The organism is Aeromonas sp. JL9 (assembly GCF_024436075.1).
GTDB lineage: Bacteria > Pseudomonadota > Gammaproteobacteria > Enterobacterales > Aeromonadaceae > Aeromonas > Aeromonas veronii.
Genome location: NZ_JANFNV010000028.1, coordinates 1 through 20,113, shown reverse-complemented (window position 1 = coordinate 20,113; position 20,113 = coordinate 1). Strand labels below are relative to the sequence as shown.

Sequence of the window (20,113 nt, the reverse complement as noted above, 5' to 3'; positions counted from 1 at the left end):
TCCCCTCGTTTTTTATTGCCTGTCGTCTGGCGATGGCTTCGTGGTTATACCAGCTCAGCCAGCATGGTGTCGGCGTAGGGCACCAGCGCTTCTCCCTTCTTCACCTTGGTGAGGTAGTCCGGGTTGGCGATAAGCGGACGGCCGATGGCCACCAGATCGAAGCGGTTAGCCTCGATGGCCGTAGCGGCGCGCTCGGCGTCGTAGTTGCCCACCCCGACCAGATTGCCCTTGTAGTGGGCGCGCAGATAGTCGGAGGCACGGCCACCCAGATAATCGAGGGTGAGGTTGTCATCGAAGATGCCGAGGTGGATATAGGCCAGCGGGCGATCGTTCAGCTTGCCCAGCAGGTAGTCGAACACGGCGCGATCTTCCGGGCTGCCCGCCAGATGGACATAGGCACCCGGGGAGAGGCGAATACCAACCCGATCACCGCCGATGCGGGCGCTGATGGCATCGACCACTTCCAGCGCGAAGCGGCTCATCTTTTCCGGGCTGCCACCGTAGTTGTCGGTGCGCAGGTTGGTGGAGTGGTGCAGGAACTGGTCGATCAGGTAGCCGTTGGCACCGTGGATCTCCACCCCGTCAAAGCCCGCCTCGATGGCGTTGGCGCCCGCTTGGGCGTAATCCAGCACCAGCTGGGCGATTTCGGCCTCGGTCAGAGCACGCGGCACCTGATAGGTCAGCTCGCGCATGCGGGGCACAGTGCCCTCGTGCGCCACGGCAGAGGGGGCCAACACTTCAGCCTGATGGAAGAAGGGGTGGGAGAGGCGGCCGACGTGCCACAGCTGGGCGAAGATCTTGCCGCCTTTGGCATGTACGGCGCTGGTCACTCTCTTCCAGCCATCGATCTGCGCCTGGGTGAAGAGGCCCGGGGTATTGGGGTAGCCCTGCGCGTCGGGGCGGATGATGACGGCCTCTGAAACAATCAGGCCGATGTCGGCGCGGCGGCCGTAATAGGCAGCCATCTGCTCGGTCGGCACCAGACCTGGGCCTGCCATGCAGCGGGTGAGCGGGGCCATCATGAAACGGTTGGCCAGGGTCAGAGTGTCATTGAGTCGATACGGCTGAAACAGGGTATTCATGATAGGTTGTCCTGAACGGGTTATTCTTGAACGTGCATTCAAGACGTTTTTTGCGTCGGGCGCAAGCTTTTTTTGAATGCACGTTCAAGAAGGTTGGCCCGAGCGGGCGGCTGGGGTAAACTTGCCGCCCTTTACAGCCACTCTTTATCGGCGGGCCCTGTTGCCCCTTGCCGGTGAACCATTTCCCACGGGAGGAACCATGCGCATAGCCGAGTTTGATCGGGACGAGGTACTGCGAAATGCCATGGAAGCGTTTCGCGCCAAGGGATATGCCAAGACCACCATGCAGGAGCTGGTGGCTGCCACCGGCCTGCACCCGGGCAGTATCTACGGCGCCTTTGGCAACAAGCGCGGCCTGCTGCTGGCGGCGGTGGATCACTATGTCGAGGGTAAACGCACCCTGCGCCGCTCATTGCTCGACAACCCGAGCCCGCTGGCGGGCCTTGCGGCCTATCTCGACCGGATTGTGGGGGAGGCGCTCTGCGGCTCCTGTCTGGTGACTCGCACCATGATGGAGCTGAGCGAGCAGGATGAGGAGCTGACCCAGCGGGTCAAGGGGATCTATGGCGAGCTGGAGCAGGATCTGGCCGAGTTGCTGACACAGGCGCAGGCCAAGGGTGAGCTGGCCCCGGATAGCAATATCCACACCCTCACTGCCCTGCTGCTGATCAACCTGCAAGGGCTGGTCACCTTCGCCCAGTGCCGCCCCGATCGCCCCCTGCTGGACGACGTAGTCGCCCAGCTGATGCGGGCCCTGCGGGCGTAACGCGATACAGCAGAAACAACAGTGGCTCCCTCGGGAGCCACTGTTGTTTCTGGTCTCAGCCCTTCCTCGGCTTTTCCATCAATCTTTGATGCCAGACGCCGCGGCCTTACCTCGGCCCCACCAGTTCTTTCATCAAATCTTTCAGCCATACCAGCGCCGGTTGCTGCGCGTGAACGGGATGCCAGACGCAGTTGAGGTGATAGTCGGGCACGTCTTCGGGCAGCGGCAGGCTTTTCAACGGCCAGTGGGTGGCGAGCAGCTCGGCCACCATGCTGGGCAGCACCAGCAGGTGATCGCTCTGGCTGACGATGGCGGCGGCGGACATATAACTCTGGCTGTTGACCGAGATGGTGCGGCTAAAGCCCTGACTCTTCAGATAGCGGTCGAGGCTTGCCTCCGAGGTACCGAGCGGTGAGTGGAACACATGGGGCATGGCGATCAGCTGCGGCAGGGTGATGCGCTCCTGCCACAGGGAGGGGTCATCCTCGGCGTCGGCGGGGGCCGATTTGGCAATAGGCAGATCGGCGCGCACCAGCCCGGCCAGCGGCTCGGTGAGCCAGGTCTCCTTGCCGAGATACCCCGGAACCTGCATGTACTCGTCAAAGCCCAGCACCAGATCGATCTCGCCGCTCGCCAGCTCGGCTTCGGGCAGGGTGTCGCGCAGGATGCGGATCTCGATGGTGACCCCTGGCGCCAGCCGTCTGAGCCGCTGAATAAGCGGCGGGATCAGCACGCACTCCACGTAATCTGTGGTGCAGAGCACGAAGCGCCGCTTCGACTGGCTCGGCTCGAACTCTTCTTCCTCGGTGAGCTGCTGCTCCAGCAGCCGAAGCGCCTGCTGCACCCCGAGATGCAGCCGCTGGGCGCGCGGGGTTGGCAGCATCCCCTGCGGGGTGCGCACCAAAAGCGGGTCGCCGAGAAAGGTGCGCAGCCGGTTAAGGGAGTGGCTCATGGCGGGCTGGCTGATAAAGAGCGCCTCGGCGGCGCGGGTGACGCTGCCCTGCGTCATCAGGGCGTCAAACGCGAGCAGCAGATTGAGGTCGAGCTGGTGCAGTTTCATGGGGGGATTATTCGCCGTGTTTATGGGACAATCCATCCTATTCATTTGATGGATGGGGGCGCAACGTCTTACTCTGCGACCCACTCTTATTTTTCCGGGTTCCCGCGCCGCATCGGGCGTAAACGGGGGCCTCAATCCATGCAAGGAGCCTTGCGATGAGCATCAAGACCATTAACTCCACGCCGGCCGCCGACGGCTTCACCATGCCCGCCGAGTGGGCGCACCAGCAGGCCGTCTGGATGATCTGGCCGTTTCGCCCGGACAACTGGCGCGTAGCCGGTCGCTTCGCGCAAGAGACCTTCGCCAAGGTGGCCGATGCCATCGGTGGTGCGACTCCGGTCTTTATGGGTGTACCGGCCCAGTTTATGGAGCAGGCCCGCGCCATCATGCCCGCCCACGTTACTCTGGTTGAAATGGCCAGCGATGACTGCTGGGCCCGCGATACCGGCCCGACCATCGTCACCAACGCGGCCGGCGAGTGCCGTGGGGTGGATTGGGGCTTCAACGCCTGGGGCGGTCACAAGGGTGGTCTCTACTACCCGTGGAATCAGGATGAGGAAGTGGCAGCCCAGATGCTGACCCAGCACGGCATGGCTCGCTACGATGCGCCGCTGATCCTGGAAGGGGGCTCCATCCACGTCGATGGCGAAGGCACCTGCCTGACCACCGCCGAGTGCCTGCTCAACGAAAACCGCAACCCGCACCTGACCAAAGAGCAGATCGAAGCTTACCTGCGCGACTATCTGGGCGTTACCAGCTTTATCTGGCTGGACGAAGGCGTCTACATGGATGAAACCGACGGCCACATCGACAACATGTGCTGCTTCGTGCGTCCGGGTGAAGTGGCCCTGCACTGGACTGACGACCAGAACGATCCCCAGTACGCCCGCTCCGTGGCCGCCCTCAAGGTGCTGGAAGCGGCGGTCGATGCCAAGGGTCGCAAGCTGAAAGTGTGGAAGCTGCCCCAGCCGGGCCCGCTGTTCTGCACTGAAGAGGAGTCTGCCGGTGTCGAGAGCGGCAGCGGTGTACCGCGCGAGGCAGAAGGCCGTCTGGCCGGTTCCTACGTGAACTTCCTCATCACCAACGATCGCATCGTCTATCCGCTGCTGGATGCCGCCACCGATGGCGAAGCCCAGCGCATTCTGGAAGAGATCTTCCCGGAGCACACCGTGGTCGGCGTGCCGGCCCGCGAGATCCTGCTGGGCGGTGGCAATATCCACTGCATTACTCAGCAGATCCCCTCCGGCAAATAAGAACCGGATGACGATCCTGCTGCGAAGCCGTGATCAAGGCTCATGTGCTGCTCGGAATCCTCATGTATTCACATACACTCCGGTTCCTGCGCTGCTCTTCACCTTGCTGACGGCCTCTCGCGACGGGTCGTAAACCGGTTTACGCCAGCTGAGGTTGGTATTCAAAACCCCACGCCGTGGGGTTTTCTCTCTTGATGGTGTGATGGTCGCCGGCGCTGATGCGGCGATCATCATGACAAACAGTCACCCTTTTACAGGAGATCCCCATGATCGAAGTGACCGAGGTTTCCATTGCCGAGCTGCGTGCCGCGCTCGAATCAGGCCGCACCACAGCGGTCGAACTGGTCAAGGCCTATCTGGCCCGGATCGAGGCCTACAACGGCCCCGAGACTGCCACCAAACTCAATGCCGTGGTGGTCGCCAATCCCGATGCGCTGAAAGAAGCCGAGGCTTCCGATGCCCGCCGCGCCCGTGGCGAGACCCTGAGCCCGCTCGACGGCATCCCCTACACCGCCAAAGACAGCTATCTGGTCAAGGGGCTGACCGCCGCTTCCGGCAGCCCGGCCTTCAAGGATCTGGTGGCCCAGCGCGATGCCTTTACCGTTGAGCGCCTGCGCGCCGCCGGTGCCATTTGCCTTGGCAAAACCAATATGCCGCCGATGGCCAATGGCGGCATGCAGCGCGGCGTCTATGGCCGTGCCGAGAGCCCCTACAACGCCGACTACCTGACCGCACCGTTTGCCTCCGGCTCCTCCAACGGCGCCGGTACCGCCACCGCTGCCAGCTTCTCCGCCTTTGGTCTGGCCGAAGAGACCTGGTCGAGCGGCCGTGGCCCGGCTTCCAACAACGGCCTGTGCGCCTACACTCCGTCCCGTGGCGTCATCTCGGTGCGCGGCAACTGGCCGCTGACTCCGACCATGGATGTGGTGGTGCCCTATGCCCGCACCATGAACGACCTCCTGGAAGTGCTCGACGTAGTGGTCGCCGACGATAGCGATCCCCGTGGCGATCTGTGGCGCCTGCAGCCCTGGGTACAGCTGCCCAAGGCCTCTGAAGTGCGTCCGGCTTCCTATCTGGATCTGGCTGCCAAGGCCGATGCCCTCAAGGGCAAGCGCCTCGGCGTGCCGCGCATGTTTATCAACAAGGATGAACTGGCCGGCACCAGCGAAAACCCCGGCATCGGCGGCCCGACCGGTCAGCGCATCCATACCCGCGAGACCGTGATCGCCCTCTGGGAAGATGCGCGCAAGGCGCTGGAAGCCGCTGGCGCTGAAGTCATCGAAGTGGACTTCCCGCTGGTCTCCAACTGCGAAGGGGACCGACCCGGCGCGCCGACCGTGTTCAATCGCGGCATCGTGAGCCCGGAGTTTCTCAACGACGAGCTGTGGGAGCTCTCCGGCTGGGCGTTCGACGACTTCCTGCGCGCCAACGGCGATCCCAAGTTGAACAAGCTGGCCGATGTCGATGGGCCGAAGATCTTCCCCCACGATCCGGGCACCCTGCCTAACCGCGAGGGCGATCTGGCGGCGGGCATGGACGAGTACGTCAATATGGCCAAGCGCGGCATCAAGCGCTTTGACGAGATCCCCACAGTGCCGGACGGCCTGCGCGGTCTGGAGAAGACCCGCAAGCTGGATCTCGAGGACTGGATGGACGGGCTCCAGCTCGACGCCGTGCTGTTCCCGACCGTCGCCGACGTCGCCCCGGCTGATGCGGATGTGAATCCGGCCTCCGCCGATATCGCCTGGAGCAACGGCATCTGGGTGGCCAACGGCAACCTCGCCATTCGCCATCTCGGCGTGCCGACCGTCACCGTCCCCATGGGGGTGATGGCCGATATCGGTATGCCGGTGGGGCTGACCTTCGCCGGTCGCGCCTATGACGACAACAACCTGCTGTGCTTCGCCTCGGCCTTTGAGTCCACCGGCAGCAAGCGGATGGTGCCGCCACGCACGCCGCCGCTGGGGTGATTGGTGTTGGGATTAATATCCCGTGCTAATTAGGTGATAAAATAAAAACCACCTGCGAAATGCAGGTGGTTTTATTTTTAGTTATCAGGAACACTAATTTTTAATCGTAAGTAGATGCAGTAATAAAATGAAACTTCTCTTTAAATAGATATTATTTAGCATCATGGCTCTGTTTAATTATTGCTCTACTCAATTGTGTATGCTGCTTCAATAGCATCTATTTGCGATAGACCCTTGTTAATCATCTCATTGTTAGCTTCTTCTCTTAAGATAGGCTTTCCATCTCTAGCGTAGGGAAATAATGCAGTTACCCTGGCGGCAAAATAGCCAAGTTTTCTAATGTGAGCGATTATATCATCAGGCATAACAAGCAATTCTTGTTCTCTATTGCTATCATAATGAATATCTACCAGTCTAGCCCGAATGATTTGCAATTCAGCCAGAATATCAGCCATATATATGGCATCAGGTTTGTTTGCTGCAACAATACAACCCTGAAAGGCTGAATCAACCCATTCTGGGATTTGATAGAAGTTGCCATTTATATATAGTAAATGTCGATCGCTGTTAGGTTCATTCCTATTTATATAGGCCTCCTTTAGAAGGCCCGCAGAGTGTTTGCAAAAATAGATTAACTGAGTTAATGCTTCTGGTAGGAGAGCTTTTGCAGCTAAAAGTTCTCTTTCCCTTTTCTGGTGATCTGAGTACATAGTGGTAGCAAGAGCAATAATACTAGCCAAAAGGGCTATCATTGCCGCATTCAAAGTTTGCCATGTGTTCCACACACCCTGCACATAATTCCAGTCTAGGTCGCTAATGTAAAATGGGTAAGCAACCATGGAAGCAAGATATAAAGCGAAAAGGAGTGATGCAAAAAATAAGAAATATTTGTTGGACACTATTGTACCTTCAACTAATGACCTGAACCGCTCAAAAATATAACTGAATGCTCGGGAGATATCTATTGTTTCGGGACGTAGGTTCGAATAGCGAAGCGTATTCGGACAATCGCGAATGTAAGGGGGTTGAGGTGACGCTGATGTTCAGGGTTTCCTGCTTCTCTTGCTATCAGGATATTCGCGGTAAACGAACGATTACGCTACGCTAATCGACCCTACATTATGTGGCTTATTGTTACCTTCCCCTCATCCCCGGCCCTTCTCCCGCAAGGGGAGAAGGGAGCAAAACGGTTCAGCTGACTGTGCTTTACGTGCGAGGTACGGGTGGGGATGGGAGTTTGGAATTGGCACGGGTCATCCCCTCTCCCCCGGGAGAGGGCTAGGGTGAGGGGCCGCTATCTGTGTTGTAGGTTCGAATAGCGAAGCGTATTCGGACGATCGCGAATAGGAGGTCGCCGAGAGGCCGCTGATATCCGGAGTTCTCATCTGGTCTTGCCATGACGTGGTGCGTGGCGGTAAACGGACGATTACGCTGCGCTAATCGACCCTACATGATGGGACTTATTGTTACCTTCCCTCATCCCCAGCCCTTCTCCCCTTGTTTGTGATCAAGAGTGGGAGAAGGGAGCAAAACGGTTCAGCTGACTGTGCTTTACGTACGAGGTTCGGGTGGGGATATGAGGGGGTTGGAATTGGCACGGGCCATCCCCTCTCCCTTGGGAGAGGGTTAGGGTGAGGGGCCGCTATCTGTGTTGCAGGTTCGAATAGCGCAGCGTATTCGGACGTTCGCGAACAGGAGGTCGCTGCCGATTTTCCCGGACTTTCCCCTGACTTCCCCCAGACTTCACCTTCTCTTCACACAACCTCATTTTCCCCTCACAAATCCCCCGTATCTTCTGCCCACTGCTTAAAAGGCCCGGCTTGCCACAGGGGTGGCGAGGGGGCGGTTGGTTCGAGGGAGCAAGATGATGAAAGGTTGGATGAAGTGCGGGTTGGCCGGGGCCGTGGTGCTGATGGCGAGTTTCTGGGGTGGCAGCGTGCGGGCGGCGGGGATCGAACTCAAACAGGTGAGCGGCCCTGTCTATGTGGTGGAGGACAACTACTACGTCAAAGAGAACTCCATGGTCTATTTCGGGGCCAAGGGGGTGACGGTGGTGGGGGCGACCTGGACGCCGGATACTGCCCGCGAGCTGCACAAGCTGATAAGAAGAGTCAGCAGCAAGCCGGTGCTGGAGGTGATCAACACCAACTACCACACCGATCGGGCGGGCGGTAACGCCTACTGGAAGTCCATCGGGGCCAAGGTGGTGGCGACGCGCCAGACCCTGGATCTGATGAAGAGCGACTGGGCCGAGATTGTCGCCTTTACCCGCAAGGGGCTGCCGGAGTATCCGGATCTGCCGCTGGTGCTGCCCAACGTGGTGCACGATGGCGACTTCACGCTGCAAGATGGCAAGGTACGCGCCTTCTACGCGGGCCCGGCCCATACGCCGGACGGCATCTTTGTCTACTTCCCCGACGAGCAGGTGCTCTATGGCAACTGCATCCTCAAGGAGAAGCTGGGCAACCTGAGCTTTGCCAATGTGAAGGCCTATCCGCAGACCATCGAGCGGCTCAAGGCGATGAAGCTGCCGATCAAGACGGTGATCGGCGGTCACGACTCACCGCTGCACGGCCCCGAGCTGATTGATCACTATGAAGAGCTGATCAAGGCGGCGCCGCAGTCATAGCCGCTGCGTGGCAGACAGACTGCAAGCCGTACCATCGCTGCAATCAGCAGCCATAACGGCACACCACAAAAGGCCCGCTTTCAGGAAATAAGCGGGCCTTTTGCGTTTGCGGTTTTTTTGGTGGCTGTGAGTGCGTGGCATTAACGCTGTTCAAGGGAGGGAGGCTTTCATAAGATGGCCCTCTCTCTTTTCCCTGAAAGTTATCCATTTTCGTTATGCAATACGCCTCTCTCGCCCGCCTCAAACAGGCCTTTATCACCGGAATGTGGGCCTCGCTGGTCAGCATCGTTATCGGCTTCGCCTTCAAGGTGTGGCTGGCGCAATGGGTCGCCAAGGGGGAGCTGGCGCTGTTCAACAGCGTGGTGGATTTGATATCCCTCTCTTTTATCCTGATGACAGGTTTTCGCTCCTCCATGGTGGTGAGCTACTCCCAGACCAAGAACGATCGGGACATCATCAATATCTTTCGCTACTTCCTCATCAGCATCGTGCTGCTCACCTGGGGGGCGGTGATCCCCTATATCAAGCACGGGCTCCATATCCGGGTGGAGTATCTGCAACTGGTGGGGGTCATCTTCGGGCTGGGGCTCAAGGTCTATTTCACCAATCTGGTGGCCATGTACCGGATGTATGCGCTCTCCAACCGGGTCACCTGGCTGGAGCCGCTGGCCAACGGCCTGTTGTTTATGGCCTGCTATTTCGGGCTCGGGATGGATGCGCTTGCCTCGCTCTTCTACGGGCTGACCTTCTCGTCGCTAGCCATCGCCGGTTATATGTATGTTTCGCGCCGTCGGGCCATCGCCACCAGGCCGCTGGCCAAGGTGGCGCTCGGCCCCGAGATGGTGAGCTATGTGAAGAAGAGCTTTACCGCCTCGCTGGAGGCGGGGGCCAGCATCCTGATGATTTACATCACAGTGCTGCTCACCATCCGCCACTTCAGCATCGACGAGCTGGGGGATTTTCAGGTGGTGGTGCGTCCCATCTTCACCTACATGACCACCCTGTTTGTCTTCCCCATCTACCGCTTTGTGCTGCCTGAGCTGGCGGTCAATCTGCGCAACGGCGATCATAGCCAGATAAGGCTTATTCGCCGCTGGATCTTCCGTCTCTCCACCATCGTCAGTCTGGCCTTCTTTGGCCTGATGCTGCTGGCGGGCAAGCCGCTGGTGCTGTTGTTCTTCCCCGCTGACTACGTGGGGGCGGTGCCGGTGCTGTTCCACTTCTCCATCTTCTTCATCTTTATGATGCTCAACGGCTATCAGCTCGCCTACATCAAGGCCCACGGTTACTTTACCCAGAGTCTGCTGATCCGGCTGGCGGGCATAGTGGCGCTGGTCACCGCCTACTATCTGGTGGCCGAGTTTACCGCTAATGTGGTGGCGATTATCGTGGCGCTGGGCCTCGGCTATATGGTGATGTTTATCCTCTCGACCCTGGCCGAGCGGCAGATCTTGCGATCCCTGCCACTGGTGCTGGCGACCCGCTAGGGGTCACTCGCCAGATCTGGCCCCTGTCAGATAACAAAAAACGCCCGTGCGGGCGTTTTTTTATTGGCAGCGCAGGGCGGCTTAACGCTTGCCCTTGCCACTCTTGTTGCCAGCGAGCGCCTGCTTTCTGGCGCGCTGCTTCTGGGCCGCCTTGCTGTTGCGACGCGGCTCGGGCTCAAAACGGGTGAGATCCGGCTCAAAGCCCGGGAACCACTGCTGGGGCAAGCGGGTGTCGAGTACCGCTTCCACTTTCTCCAACAGCGGCGCATCTTCCGGGCTGAACAGGGTAATGGCGAGCCCCTTGTTGCCGGCGCGGCCGGTGCGACCGATACGGTGGACGTAATCCTCGGCCACAAACGGGAACTCGAGGTTAATCACATAGTTGAGATCCGTGATATCGAGGCCGCGGGCTGCTACGTCGGTGGCGACCAGCGCCTGCAGGGTGCCGGCGCGAAACTCCAGAAGCACCTTCTCCCGCGCGCTCTGCGACAGGTCGCCGTGGAAGGCCAGCGCATTGATGCCCGCCTTGCCAAGCTGCTGGGCCAATTTGTCGGCCCCCTGCCGGGTGCGGCTGAAGATGAGGGCCGGTGCCCAGCCTTTCACTTTCAGCATATGTTCGACCAGCGCCAGCTTGCGATCGCTGTCCACCGTGTAGACCCGCTGCTCCACCTCGGCCGCCGTGGTGTTGCGCGGTGCCACTTCAATCAGCTCGGGGTCGCGCAGCAGCACTTTGCAGAGGGCAAACAGGTTGTCGTCGCAGGTGGCGGAGAAGAGCAGTGTCTGGCGATCCGCCGGGATCTGTTTGAGCAGCGCCTTGATCTCGTCCATAAAGCCCATGTCGAGCATCCGATCCGCCTCGTCAAACACCAGATGGCTGAGGTGTTCAAGGCTCAAGGCTCCCTGACGCAGATGGTCGAGCAGGCGGCCCGGGGTGGCGATCAGGATATCAACGCCCTGTTTCAGAGCTTCCACCTGTGCCGCGATACTCACTCCGCCGTAGACTTGCGTGCTGGTGAGACCGGTGCCCTGCCCGTAGCGCGCCACGCTCTCGGCGACCTGCACCGCCAGTTCGCGGGTCGGCACCAGCACCAGCGCACGGATCGGGCGGGGCTCTGCCTGTGGCTGCTGCAGCAGCTGCTCCAGTAGTGGCAGCACAAAGGCGGCGGTCTTGCCGGTGCCGGTCTGGGCCCCCGCCATTAGATCCCGCCCCGCCAGAATGAGCGGGATGGCGCGAGCCTGAATGGGGGTCGGCGCGGCATAGCCGAGCTCGGTCAGGGTCTGCTGCAAGCGGGAGGAGAGGGCCAGTTCGGCAAAGGAGGCTGTGGACATAGGGGCACCAGTCGGGGTTATCGCGGCCTGCGGCCACGATGCAGTGAGTGATCGTGGCCGCGATGGTAACAGAAGCAGGGGGAGCGGCAGAAGGCGGTGATGAGCAAGGGTGCATAGCTCCTGGTTTTGCATGCCGCGCATGGCGGTGGCGCAGGACCTCGTCGCCGCGCTTCTGTTTTACCGCGAGTCTGCAGTGCAAGGGGCATCAGCCATGACACTACTCCACGATCAGCACGCTCTCGCTGGCCAGATGGTGCAGCCACTCCCTGACGATCAGCAGCACGGCGGCAAAGTGTTCGTCGCGGGGCAGCAAGCTGGCGGCGAGGGGATCCCCTTCCGCCATGGCGGCCAGCTGGCCAAAGGCTTGTTCCACCAGATCCCGGTCGAGCTGGTTGTCCCCCAACACTTCGGCCAGCGATGGCTGGCTGCGCAGGGTCAGCTGCAAGCCGGGCGGGACCTGCGGGGCGATGCGCATCAGCTCATCTTCCACCACCATGATGGCCTGCTCCAGTTCGAGCGGGGTGGGTGGCGTGTGGCGAAACGGCCCGGGCTGGATGGCGTGGGTGCCAAAGGCCAGCGGGTAGTGTGACGGGGCCGCCCCGGGCTGGCTCAGCCAGAGCTGACTGCTCTGTTCACCAATCTCCAGCAGCAGGGTCATCATCTCCGGTACGGGTTGTGTCATGGTGCTGAGCTCCTGTATTGTAAACGTTTTCCCATTCTGCCTTTGATACCCCCGCTGTCGCCGTTTGGCGAGCACAATTTCTGCGAGTCGTCCCTCACTTTGTTGCAAACCCCTTGCAAAAAAATCCATTGGTGGCAGTCTGGATGTCTAAATGGCTGTCGCCGTTTCGTTATCCTCAGATGATTCAGGAGTTCAGATATGGATATTCGCACTGCTCCCCGCGCCATCGCGCTTGCCCTCATGCTGGCAAGCGGCATCGCCGCCGCCAACGAAGCGCTGGTGATCCAGACCGATTTCGGCCTCAAAGATGGCGCCGTGTCGGCCATGAAGGGGGTTGCCTTCGGGGTGGATCGCACCCTGCCCCTCTATGACCTGACCCACGAGATCCCGGCTTACAACATTTGGGAAGCCTCCTACCGCCTCTACCAGACCCTGCAGTATTGGCCCAAGGGCACAGTGTTTGTCAGCGTTGTGGATCCGGGTGTCGGCACCGAGCGCAAGTCAGTGGTGCTCAAGACCAAGAGCGGTCACTACATCGTGACCCCGGACAACGGCACCCTGACCCTGGTGGCCGAGCACTTCGGTATCGAGGCGGTGCGCCAGATCGATGAGAAACTCAACCGCCTCAAGGGTTCCGAGAAGTCCTACACCTTCCATGGCCGCGATGTGTACGCCTATACCGGCGCGCGGCTCGCCTCCGGCGCCATCAGCTACGAGCAGGTCGGCCCGCTGCTGCCTGCCGAGGTGGTGAAGATCCCCTATCAGCCTGCGGTAGCCGAGAAGGATGGCACCCTCAAGGGCACCATCCCGATCCTCGATGTGCAGTACGGCAACGTCTGGACCAATATCGACGATGCCCTGCTGACCAAGGCGGGGATCAACAAGGGGGATACAGCCTGCATCAAGATCCGCGAAGGGGATGTGGTCAAATATGACGGCAAGGCCCCTTACGTCAGCAGCTTCGGTGATGTGCCGGAAGGTCAGCCGCTGGTCTACCTCAACAGCCTGCTGCAGGTGTCGGTGGCGCTGAACATGGACAGCTTCGCCGCCAAGCATCAGGTGCAATCCGGTGCCAACTGGCATATCAACCTGAAGAAGTGCTCCTGAAGATTGTCGGGCTTTCGACAAGCGGGTTTGAAGCAAGAGAGGGCAGCCAAAGAGGCTGCCCTTTCTCATTGGGTGGTAAGGCGTTGCTGATAAGGATTTGTTGTCAAAAAGCATATTAATTGAATGCAATTGATAATGATTGGCATTTGGTTGGATAATCGCGCACTTGTCTGACCACCCAACCATACCGAATGAAAACCAGCCTTTTACTGCTCAGCCTGCTTGCTCTGACCGCATGCAATGACAATCACAGCAATACGTCGGTGACCCCCTCACCCGAGGTGATCCCGCCGGTCGTCAAGCCGACCGAACCGCCTATCACGCCGCCAATAGTGCCGCCGGAAACCCATACCCGGGTTCCTCTGACCATTGAGGTCAATGTGACCGATCGACTGGGGGCGGGAGCACAGCTCGAGGTGAGACAGGTCGCCACCGGGATCCGCGTGCAACAGGCCATCGAACCGGGCCAGCTTGCCCGCATCACCTTGTCTGAAGGTCTGCAACTGGATCAGCCGCTGGAGCTGCTTGGCAGCGACGAGGGCTATCTGCTGCGAGCGGTATCGGTGCGGGTGGCGGATCTCTCGGCCGGGATCACGCTGGCGCGCCGCAACAGCGTGCCGCGGCTGGGACTGAACGAGGAGGAGACGGCGCTCTTCCTGCTGGCGGATCAGAGCGGGGATGGTTCCCTCAGTCAGGCCGAGTGGGGCAGGGCAGAGGAGATCCGCCTGCAACAACAGGCTGCTATTCAGGATTACGCAGCCTTCCTGCTGGCCCAGCGCCAGCCGGGCGCCGTGCTCGACTATGCCGACAGCTGGCAGATGCTGCTGGCCCTGCGCGATGACAAGCAGGCGCGCAGCTGGTATCAGCGCAGCAACAGCGCCCAGATCCAGTCCGCCCGCACCCAGATCTATCCCGCCAACCCCAGCCAGCCGGACGAGCCGGAGACGGCAGATCTGCTGCGTCTCGATGAACAGGGGCTGCTGGTGGTGCGTGGCCCCTGGCAGTGCCTGCACGATGTGCGCACGGTCAGCGGGGTCAAGGGTAGCCAGTACTGGCTGTATGGCAGTGACACCAGTGCGTTGAAGATTGCCAGCCAGCCACAACTGGCTGCGGGGCTGACCGCTTGCGGCCGCAGCGACTGGCGCCTGCCGACCCTCACCGAGTTCGAACGGCTGCTGAGCAGTGACAAGTCGGCATGGCGCTATCCCAATACCTTTGCTGTTGGCCTGCCCGCCCAGATCTGGCTGCAGGATGGTGCGGGTCAACCCCGTCTCTATCAACTGGCGACCCGAACCTGGCTGGATGAGGGAGAGGGGGGTCTGCTCTGGTATGCGCTGGCACCCTATCCGGTGCGTCCCTCCGTGGTGCGCGACAGCAGCAAGCCGGACATGGCGGTTCTGCGCGCCCAATACAGCGGTTCATCGGCCCAATGGCCTGCCGCCCGGGTGGATGAAGGGGTGGAATGGCAGGAGCTGGGGCCGCTGCCGGCGGTTCCCTTCCCGGCCGACAACCCCTATAGCCGGGCCAAGGTGGTGCTGGGTCAACAGCTCTTTTTCGACAAGCAGCTCTCCAAGGGGCGGGATATCAGCTGTGCCAGTTGCCACGATCCGCAAAAGGGGTGGAGCGACGGCCTGAGCGTCTCGGTCGGTCATCTGGGCCAGAAGGGCAATCGCAACGCTCCTTCCATCCTCAACAGCGCCTTCAGCTCGACCCAGTTCTGGGACGGGCGGGTCGCCACGCTGGAGGAGCAGTCGCTTCACCCGATCCAGAACCCCATCGAAATGGCGCTGAGTCATGACGAGCTGCTGGCTCGCTTGCAGGCCAGCCCCGACTATCAGGCTGCTTTTGCCACCGCCTTTGGCGATCAGGGGATCACGCTGGAGCGGATCGCCAAGGCGATCGCCACCTTCGAACGCACCATCATCAGCCGCGACAGCGATTTTGAGCGCTTCGTCAAAGGGGATAGTCAGGCGCTCAGTGACAAGGCGCTGTGGGGGATGCATCTTTACCGCACCGATGGCCGCTGCATGAACTGCCATTCCGGCCCGCTGCTGAGTCAGCACGGGTTCGAGAGTGTGGGGCTCACCTATTACGGTCGTGGCAAGCTGGAAGATCGCGGGCGCTTCCTGCAGACCCGCAACAAGGCTGATATCGGTCGCTTCAAGACCCCCAGCTTGCGGGACGTCGCCTTTACCGGCCCCTATATGCACAACGGCATCTTCCCGATCCTGGCCCAGCGTATCGGCGGCTCGGTGCAGGGGGTGGTGGCCATGTACAACTTTGGAGTGACCAAGTGGAGCAGCGGGGTCGGCTTCCCGACCGGTGCGGATCAATACGATCCCTTCTTCCCCAAAGCCTCCGATCACCTGCATGCTCTTGGCCTCAGCAATGACGAGCTCGATGCCATCGGCGAGTTTTTGCGCAGCGCCTCGGCCGAGCCGCGCCGCACTCCGGCCACGGTTGCCGAGCTGGGGGTGAGTGAGGCGGATGACCCGACTCCGGTGGGGGCGGTGATCACCGGCTTGGCCGTGCTGCCTGACCAGCCTCAGCTGGAAGTGGGGCGGACGCTTCCCCTGCAATTGCAGTGGCAACTGAGCGATGGCTCTCTCGGTCCGCTCGATGGGCCTGTTGAGTGGCACAGCGAACAGCCGGAGTACGCTACCGTGAGTCCGCAGGGCGAGGTGCGCGGTGTGGCGGTCGGTACGGCACGACTGGTGGCGACCACGGCTCGTCACACGTTGAACGTGACGGTGCAGGTGGTGGATGCCCAGCCTGATTTTGCCCGGGGCTGTCGTCAACCCGAGCTGGTGGCGGGCAAGCTGGCCTTTGTCTGCCAGTTGACCAGGGACGAGGCGGATCGTCTGTCTATCTCCTATGACGGTGTGAGCAGTGACAGCGATGGTGACTACAATCCCTTCCCGCTGGAGTATGTGACCATGGGTCAGGCGCGGGCGCGGGATTACTGCCAGCAGCTGGTGGCACACGGTCATGATGACTGGCGTCTGCCGACCCGGGCCGAGCTGGAGGTGCTGTTTGCCGCCTACAACAAGGATGGCGCGACGGATCAGTTACTTCAGCAGCAGGGGTGGCCGCTCTACAACCACTACTGGAGCAGCGATGCAACTGCCAATGACGATGGTGAGCTGCCGTTGCTCGATCTGAGTACTGGTGATCCGCTGTGGGATCTGGTGGATGAAGCTCATGCCGCCACCTGCGTCAGGGCCATCTAGCCTTCATATAGAGTCAGATGAAAAACGGGCGCCTCGGCGCCCGTTTTGTTCTCTGGTAATAAAGAAAGGGATCAGAACTCGTTGGAGAGCGCCTTGTACCCTTTGACCAGATCGATATTGGTGTGGGCCACGTCCTCGGAGAACTCGGCGGCATCGACCGAAACCCGTGGGAAATAGAGGGATCAGAACTCGTTGGAGAGCGCCTTGTACCCTTTGACCAGATCGATATTGGTATGGGCCACGTCCTCGGAGAATTCGGCGGCATCTACCGAGACCCGCGGGAAATAGAAGGATCAGAACTCGTTGGAGAGCGCCTTGTACCCTTTGACCAGATCGATATTGGTGTGAGCCACGTCTTCGGAGAATTCGGCAGCATCCACCGAAACCCGCGGGATATGGGTCAGATCGCTCTGCTGGTTGATGCGGGTGGTGGAGGGGACGTAGAACTCCGGTGGCAGATCGCAGCCATCGATCACCGAGTTGTGACGCACCACGGCACCATCGCCGATATGGCAGTTGAACAGTACGCTGTTGAAGCCGATAAAGACCCGGTTGCCCACTTCGCACGGCCCGTGGACGATGGAGCGGTGGGCGATGGAGGTGTACTCGCCGATGGTGACGGCGGCGCCGGATTTGGAGTGGATCACCACGCCATCCTGAATATTGGAGTTGGCGCCGATGACGATGGGTTCCATCTCGCCGTTGGCATCCACTTCGTCGGCGCGGATCACCGCATAGGGGCCGACAAACACATTCTCTTTGATGATCACCTTGCCACAGATGATGGCGGTCTTGTCGATATAGGCGGATTCGTCGATGACAGGCAGATGGCCGGAGGGATTCTTGCGGATCATGTTACATCCTGTGGTTGCTTGAAATGATGCGGTGGCGCACCCGGCGCCAGGATGCCAGCTTACGCCTCGTTAGTATCCGGTGAAACCCCGAAGTGGTCTGACCCTTGTCGCAAGCCTTGGCGGGAGCACTGTTTCCGCGCGCTGGAATATGGGAGCATTGCAGCCATTCCCGAGTTGGTTGAAATGGACATATATAGATGAAGAAGATGATTGCCCTGTTGGCGGGTGGTTTGTTGCTCTCCTCGGCCGTGCAGGCCAAAGGGGAGGCGGGGGAGTTTGACTATTACGCCATGGCGCTCTCCTGGTCGCCCGAGCACTGCGCCGTCAAACCGGCGGATCGGGACCAGTGTTCCCGCAAGCTGGGGTTCGTGCTACACGGGCTCTGGCCCCAGTACGATCGCGGTTACCCCAGCAACTGCACCCGCGAACGGCTCAATCCCGATATGGAGAGCGAGTTTGCCGACCTCTACCCCAGCCGTTTTCTCTATCGCCATGAGTGGGAAAAGCACGGCACCTGCTCCGGCCTGAGCCAGCAGGACTTCCATCAGCTGGCAAGCGATCTGCGTCAGAAGGTGAAGATCCCGGCGGCTTATCAATCCCCGGAAGAGCCGCTGCGCAAAACCAGTTTCCAGCTCAAGGCCGATCTGGCGAGCGCCAACGAGTGGCTGGCCCCCGGCAACATCACGGTGGCCTGCGCCGATGGTGGCCGCTTCCTGCGGGAGATCTACATCTGCGTCAATAAAGAGGGGACGGATGCAGTCACCTGTTCCGCCGAGATGCAAAAGCGCGAGCGCCGCTCCTGCGGTCAGCCGGATTTCCTGCTGCGTAGCGTGCGTTAATCCTCCACTCTCTTCATCGGGCCCCTTGCGGGCCTGATGTGTAACCACGGTTATCGGAAAGGAGTCTGACAGATGGATGGCAACAACCGGTTTGGCCCGAAAGAGCGGGCCCTGCTGCTCGGCGTGAAAGGGGTGGGGCCGACCGTTATCGGGCGGCTCGAACAGCTTGGCTACCATACCCTGGCCGGATTGGCCGAGGCCGACACCACCCATATCGTCCAGCTGGTGGCCAGCATGCTGGGCTCGACCTGTTGGCAGAACAGCCCGCAGGCGCGCAGTGCCATCGACGGCGCCATTGCGCTGGCCCGCGCACATCTGGCAGCGGACGCGACAAGCGGGGTGAATGGATGAGCCTCTTTACCGAGCTGGGAATGCGTTATCCCATCATTCAGGCGCCGATGGCCGGTGTGCAGGGCAGCGAGCTGGCGCTGGCCGTGACCCGTGCGGGCGGCTTGGGCTCCTTGCCTGCAGCCATGCTCACATCAGCGGAGCTGCGCAACGAGCTGGAGCGACTTGCCCAAAGCGGCCTGGGGCAATTTAACATCAACTTCTTCTGTCATCGGCAACGGGAACCGGATCCCGTTGCACTGGCCCGCTGGCAGCAGTGCCTTTCACCCTACTACGCAGAGTTTGGTCTGGAGCCTTCAGCTGTTACGACGGCACCAAGCCGTGCCCCCTTCAATGAGGTGCACGCCGCCATGGTAGCCGAGTTCAGACCTGCAGTGGTCAGCTTCCACTTCGGTTTGCCCGCGCCCGAGCTGCTTGCCCGGGTGAAAGCGGCGGGGGCCAAGGTATTTGCCAGCGCCACTACGGTGGCGGAGGCTGTATGGCTCGCTCAACACGGCGCCGATGCCATCATCGCTCAGGGATTGGAGGCGGGCGGTCATCGCGGTCATTTCCTCTCCGATGATATCGCCTTGCAGCAGAGCACCTTGACCCTGCTGGCGCAGATCCTCGCGGTGACCGATCTGCCGGTGATTACCGCTGGCGGTATCGTCGATGGCAAGGGGATCGCCAACGCGTTGGAAATGGGGGCGAGCGCCGTGCAGATGGGCACTGCCTTTCTCTGCTGCCATGAAGCGACCACCTCGGCGCTGCATCGCGCTGCCCTCCACTCACCCCAAGGCCAGCAGACTGCGCTGACCAATCTGTTCAGTGGCCGCCCGGCGCGGGGTATCGTCAACCGTCTGATGCGTGAGCTGGGCCCGCTCTCGGATCTTGCCCCTCACTTCCCCTATGCCAGTGGCGCACTGGCACCGCTGCGGGCCACTGCCGAAAAGAGGGGTGACAGCGGCTTCTCTCCGCTCTGGGCTGGCCAGAATGTATCGGGCTGCCGGGATCTTTCCGCTGGCGAGCTGATGGCGTGCTGGGTCAAAGAGGCTGGATTGGGATAAGCGCTTCTATATATGCCTCATACGCCTTCTTATATAGAAGATGTCGAGGGCGCTGCGCGTTAGACGTGACAGTGCGGCAATGGTGGATGAATGCCAAGCCAGTACCCTTGTAAGGCATTTATCCGGTGTAAAACGTCCTCACCTTACCCTTGGCTGTGGACAAGTTTGTATAAAAGCTGTGATTGGATATGAATAACTAAAAAAGTGCCCTTTTTTGCAATTTTATTGCCGATAAGGGGTTGCCAGAAAGAATCTGTTCCCTATAATGCGCCTCCATCGACAGGGCAAGCGGCAACGCAAACAACCTGGTCGATAACCTCGAAAAGCCTTTGAAAATAAGGCTTGACTCGAGACGGCGGTTGAGTAGAATTCCACTCCCGCAGCAACACGCTGTTGCGTCGCTCTTTAACAATTTGAATCAAGCAATCTGT

Annotated in this window: 16 protein-coding genes and 1 pseudogene; 10 read left to right on the top strand and 7 right to left on the bottom strand. The window is 60.4% G+C overall.

Going from position 1 to position 20,113, the window contains the following annotated elements; all coding sequences use genetic code 11:
- Positions 1-44: 44 nt before the first annotated feature.
- On the bottom strand, positions 45-1,082 hold the full coding sequence (locus tag NOM06_RS16730) for an alkene reductase (protein WP_255912442.1): 1,038 nt from the start codon (positions 1,080-1,082) through the stop codon (positions 45-47).
- A 199-nt stretch (positions 1,083-1,281) separates the two neighbouring features.
- Between NOM06_RS16730 and NOM06_RS16725 the strand changes: the two genes are divergently transcribed.
- A complete protein-coding gene (locus tag NOM06_RS16725; RefSeq protein ID WP_005335495.1) occupies positions 1,282-1,848 on the top strand; it encodes a TetR/AcrR family transcriptional regulator in 567 nt (188 codons plus the stop codon).
- Positions 1,849-1,954: 106 nt separating this feature from the next.
- Here the strand turns inward: NOM06_RS16725 and NOM06_RS16720 are convergent, their stop codons facing one another.
- Positions 1,955-2,908 (bottom strand): LysR family transcriptional regulator, encoded by a 954-nt coding sequence (locus NOM06_RS16720; RefSeq protein ID WP_139477906.1) that lies wholly within the window; start codon positions 2,906-2,908, stop codon positions 1,955-1,957.
- Positions 2,909-3,063: 155 nt separating this feature from the next.
- Between NOM06_RS16720 and aguA the strand changes: the two genes are divergently transcribed.
- Complete coding sequence (gene aguA / locus NOM06_RS16715) at positions 3,064-4,161, top strand: agmatine deiminase (protein ID WP_167557523.1); 1,098 nt, start codon at positions 3,064-3,066, stop codon at positions 4,159-4,161.
- A gap of 266 nt (positions 4,162-4,427) precedes the next feature.
- Positions 4,428-6,131, top strand: coding sequence for an amidase (locus NOM06_RS16710; RefSeq protein ID WP_255912440.1), 1,704 nt, complete (start codon positions 4,428-4,430; stop codon positions 6,129-6,131).
- 185 nt (positions 6,132-6,316) lie between these two features.
- Here NOM06_RS16710 and NOM06_RS16705 read toward each other — a convergent pair whose 3' ends face one another.
- On the bottom strand, positions 6,317-7,030 hold the full coding sequence (locus NOM06_RS16705; RefSeq protein WP_255912438.1) for a hypothetical protein: 714 nt from the start codon (positions 7,028-7,030) through the stop codon (positions 6,317-6,319).
- 965 nt (positions 7,031-7,995) lie between these two features.
- Between NOM06_RS16705 and NOM06_RS16700 the strand changes: the two genes are divergently transcribed.
- The gene (locus NOM06_RS16700; RefSeq protein WP_255912436.1) at positions 7,996-8,760 is read left to right on the top strand and encodes a CphA family subclass B2 metallo-beta-lactamase; all 765 of its coding nucleotides are present in this window, start codon (positions 7,996-7,998) and stop codon (positions 8,758-8,760) included.
- 215 nt (positions 8,761-8,975) lie between these two features.
- Positions 8,976-10,247: a hypothetical protein gene (locus NOM06_RS16695; protein ID WP_255912434.1), complete on the top strand. Its 1,272-nt coding sequence runs from the start codon at positions 8,976-8,978 to the stop codon at positions 10,245-10,247.
- Positions 10,248-10,328: 81 nt separating this feature from the next.
- On the opposite strand, the gene NOM06_RS16690 is transcribed toward NOM06_RS16695, so the two are convergent.
- Both NOM06_RS16690 and NOM06_RS16685 read right to left on the bottom strand, forming a co-directional pair.
- Positions 10,329-11,576: a DEAD/DEAH box helicase gene (locus NOM06_RS16690; RefSeq protein WP_255912432.1), complete on the bottom strand. Its 1,248-nt coding sequence runs from the start codon at positions 11,574-11,576 to the stop codon at positions 10,329-10,331.
- Positions 11,577-11,793: 217 nt separating this feature from the next.
- Complete coding sequence (locus NOM06_RS16685; protein ID WP_255912430.1) at positions 11,794-12,258, bottom strand: hypothetical protein; 465 nt, start codon at positions 12,256-12,258, stop codon at positions 11,794-11,796.
- A gap of 198 nt (positions 12,259-12,456) precedes the next feature.
- Here NOM06_RS16685 and NOM06_RS16680 point away from each other — a divergent pair, with 198 nt between their 5' ends.
- Both NOM06_RS16680 and NOM06_RS16675 read left to right on the top strand, forming a co-directional pair.
- Positions 12,457-13,365 (top strand): S-adenosyl-l-methionine hydroxide adenosyltransferase family protein, encoded by a 909-nt coding sequence (locus NOM06_RS16680; protein WP_255912428.1) that lies wholly within the window; start codon positions 12,457-12,459, stop codon positions 13,363-13,365.
- A 191-nt stretch (positions 13,366-13,556) separates the two neighbouring features.
- Positions 13,557-16,595, top strand: a complete 3,039-nt coding sequence (locus tag NOM06_RS16675) for a cytochrome c peroxidase (RefSeq protein WP_255912427.1) — start codon at positions 13,557-13,559, stop codon at positions 16,593-16,595.
- 182 nt (positions 16,596-16,777) lie between these two features.
- On the opposite strand, the pseudogene NOM06_RS20945 reads toward NOM06_RS16675, so the two are convergent.
- Together NOM06_RS20945 and NOM06_RS16670 are read right to left on the bottom strand one after the other, a co-directional pair.
- Positions 16,778-16,876: pseudogene (locus NOM06_RS20945) on the bottom strand (carbonate dehydratase); the annotation flags it as partial.
- A gap of 12 nt (positions 16,877-16,888) precedes the next feature.
- Positions 16,889-17,449: a carbonate dehydratase gene (locus NOM06_RS16670; protein ID WP_005343397.1), complete on the bottom strand. Its 561-nt coding sequence runs from the start codon at positions 17,447-17,449 to the stop codon at positions 16,889-16,891.
- A gap of 197 nt (positions 17,450-17,646) precedes the next feature.
- Here NOM06_RS16670 and NOM06_RS16665 point away from each other — a divergent pair, with 197 nt between their 5' ends.
- The 3 genes from NOM06_RS16665 to NOM06_RS16655 all read left to right on the top strand — a co-directional run bounded on the left by NOM06_RS16665 (position 17,647) and on the right by NOM06_RS16655 (position 19,682).
- Positions 17,647-18,288: a ribonuclease gene (locus NOM06_RS16665; protein WP_255912426.1), complete on the top strand. Its 642-nt coding sequence runs from the start codon at positions 17,647-17,649 to the stop codon at positions 18,286-18,288.
- Between the two features lie 72 nt (positions 18,289-18,360).
- Complete coding sequence (locus NOM06_RS16660; RefSeq protein WP_255912425.1) at positions 18,361-18,639, top strand: helix-hairpin-helix domain-containing protein; 279 nt, start codon at positions 18,361-18,363, stop codon at positions 18,637-18,639.
- Positions 18,636-19,682, top strand: a complete 1,047-nt coding sequence (locus tag NOM06_RS16655) for a nitronate monooxygenase family protein (RefSeq protein ID WP_255912424.1) — start codon at positions 18,636-18,638, stop codon at positions 19,680-19,682. Before NOM06_RS16660 ends, NOM06_RS16655 begins: the two co-directional genes overlap by 4 nt.
- Positions 19,683-20,113 lie beyond the last annotated feature (431 nt).

What these genes read in the sequence shown, in the direction of transcription:
- NOM06_RS16665 (WP_255912426.1), top strand. Translation starts at nt 17,647, where the DNA reads ATGAAGAAGATGATTGCCCTGTTGGCGGGTGGTTTGTTGCTCTCCTCG.
- NOM06_RS16725 (WP_005335495.1), top strand. Translation starts at nt 1,282, where the DNA reads ATGCGCATAGCCGAGTTTGATCGGGACGAGGTACTGCGAAATGCCATG.
- NOM06_RS16655 (WP_255912424.1), top strand. Translation starts at nt 18,636, where the DNA reads ATGAGCCTCTTTACCGAGCTGGGAATGCGTTATCCCATCATTCAGGCG.
- NOM06_RS16720 (WP_139477906.1), bottom strand. Translation starts at nt 2,908, where the DNA reads ATGAAACTGCACCAGCTCGACCTCAATCTGCTGCTCGCGTTTGACGCC.
- NOM06_RS16680 (WP_255912428.1), top strand. Translation starts at nt 12,457, where the DNA reads ATGGATATTCGCACTGCTCCCCGCGCCATCGCGCTTGCCCTCATGCTG.
- NOM06_RS16670 (WP_005343397.1), bottom strand. Translation starts at nt 17,449, where the DNA reads ATGATCCGCAAGAATCCCTCCGGCCATCTGCCTGTCATCGACGAATCC.
- NOM06_RS16675 (WP_255912427.1), top strand. Translation starts at nt 13,557, where the DNA reads ATGAAAACCAGCCTTTTACTGCTCAGCCTGCTTGCTCTGACCGCATGC.
- NOM06_RS16695 (WP_255912434.1), top strand. Translation starts at nt 8,976, where the DNA reads ATGCAATACGCCTCTCTCGCCCGCCTCAAACAGGCCTTTATCACCGGA.
- NOM06_RS16730 (WP_255912442.1), bottom strand. Translation starts at nt 1,082, where the DNA reads ATGAATACCCTGTTTCAGCCGTATCGACTCAATGACACTCTGACCCTG.
- NOM06_RS16660 (WP_255912425.1), top strand. Translation starts at nt 18,361, where the DNA reads ATGGATGGCAACAACCGGTTTGGCCCGAAAGAGCGGGCCCTGCTGCTC.
- NOM06_RS16700 (WP_255912436.1), top strand. Translation starts at nt 7,996, where the DNA reads ATGATGAAAGGTTGGATGAAGTGCGGGTTGGCCGGGGCCGTGGTGCTG.
- NOM06_RS16685 (WP_255912430.1), bottom strand. Translation starts at nt 12,258, where the DNA reads ATGACACAACCCGTACCGGAGATGATGACCCTGCTGCTGGAGATTGGT.
- aguA (WP_167557523.1), top strand. Translation starts at nt 3,064, where the DNA reads ATGAGCATCAAGACCATTAACTCCACGCCGGCCGCCGACGGCTTCACC.
- NOM06_RS16710 (WP_255912440.1), top strand. Translation starts at nt 4,428, where the DNA reads ATGATCGAAGTGACCGAGGTTTCCATTGCCGAGCTGCGTGCCGCGCTC.
- NOM06_RS16690 (WP_255912432.1), bottom strand. Translation starts at nt 11,576, where the DNA reads ATGTCCACAGCCTCCTTTGCCGAACTGGCCCTCTCCTCCCGCTTGCAG.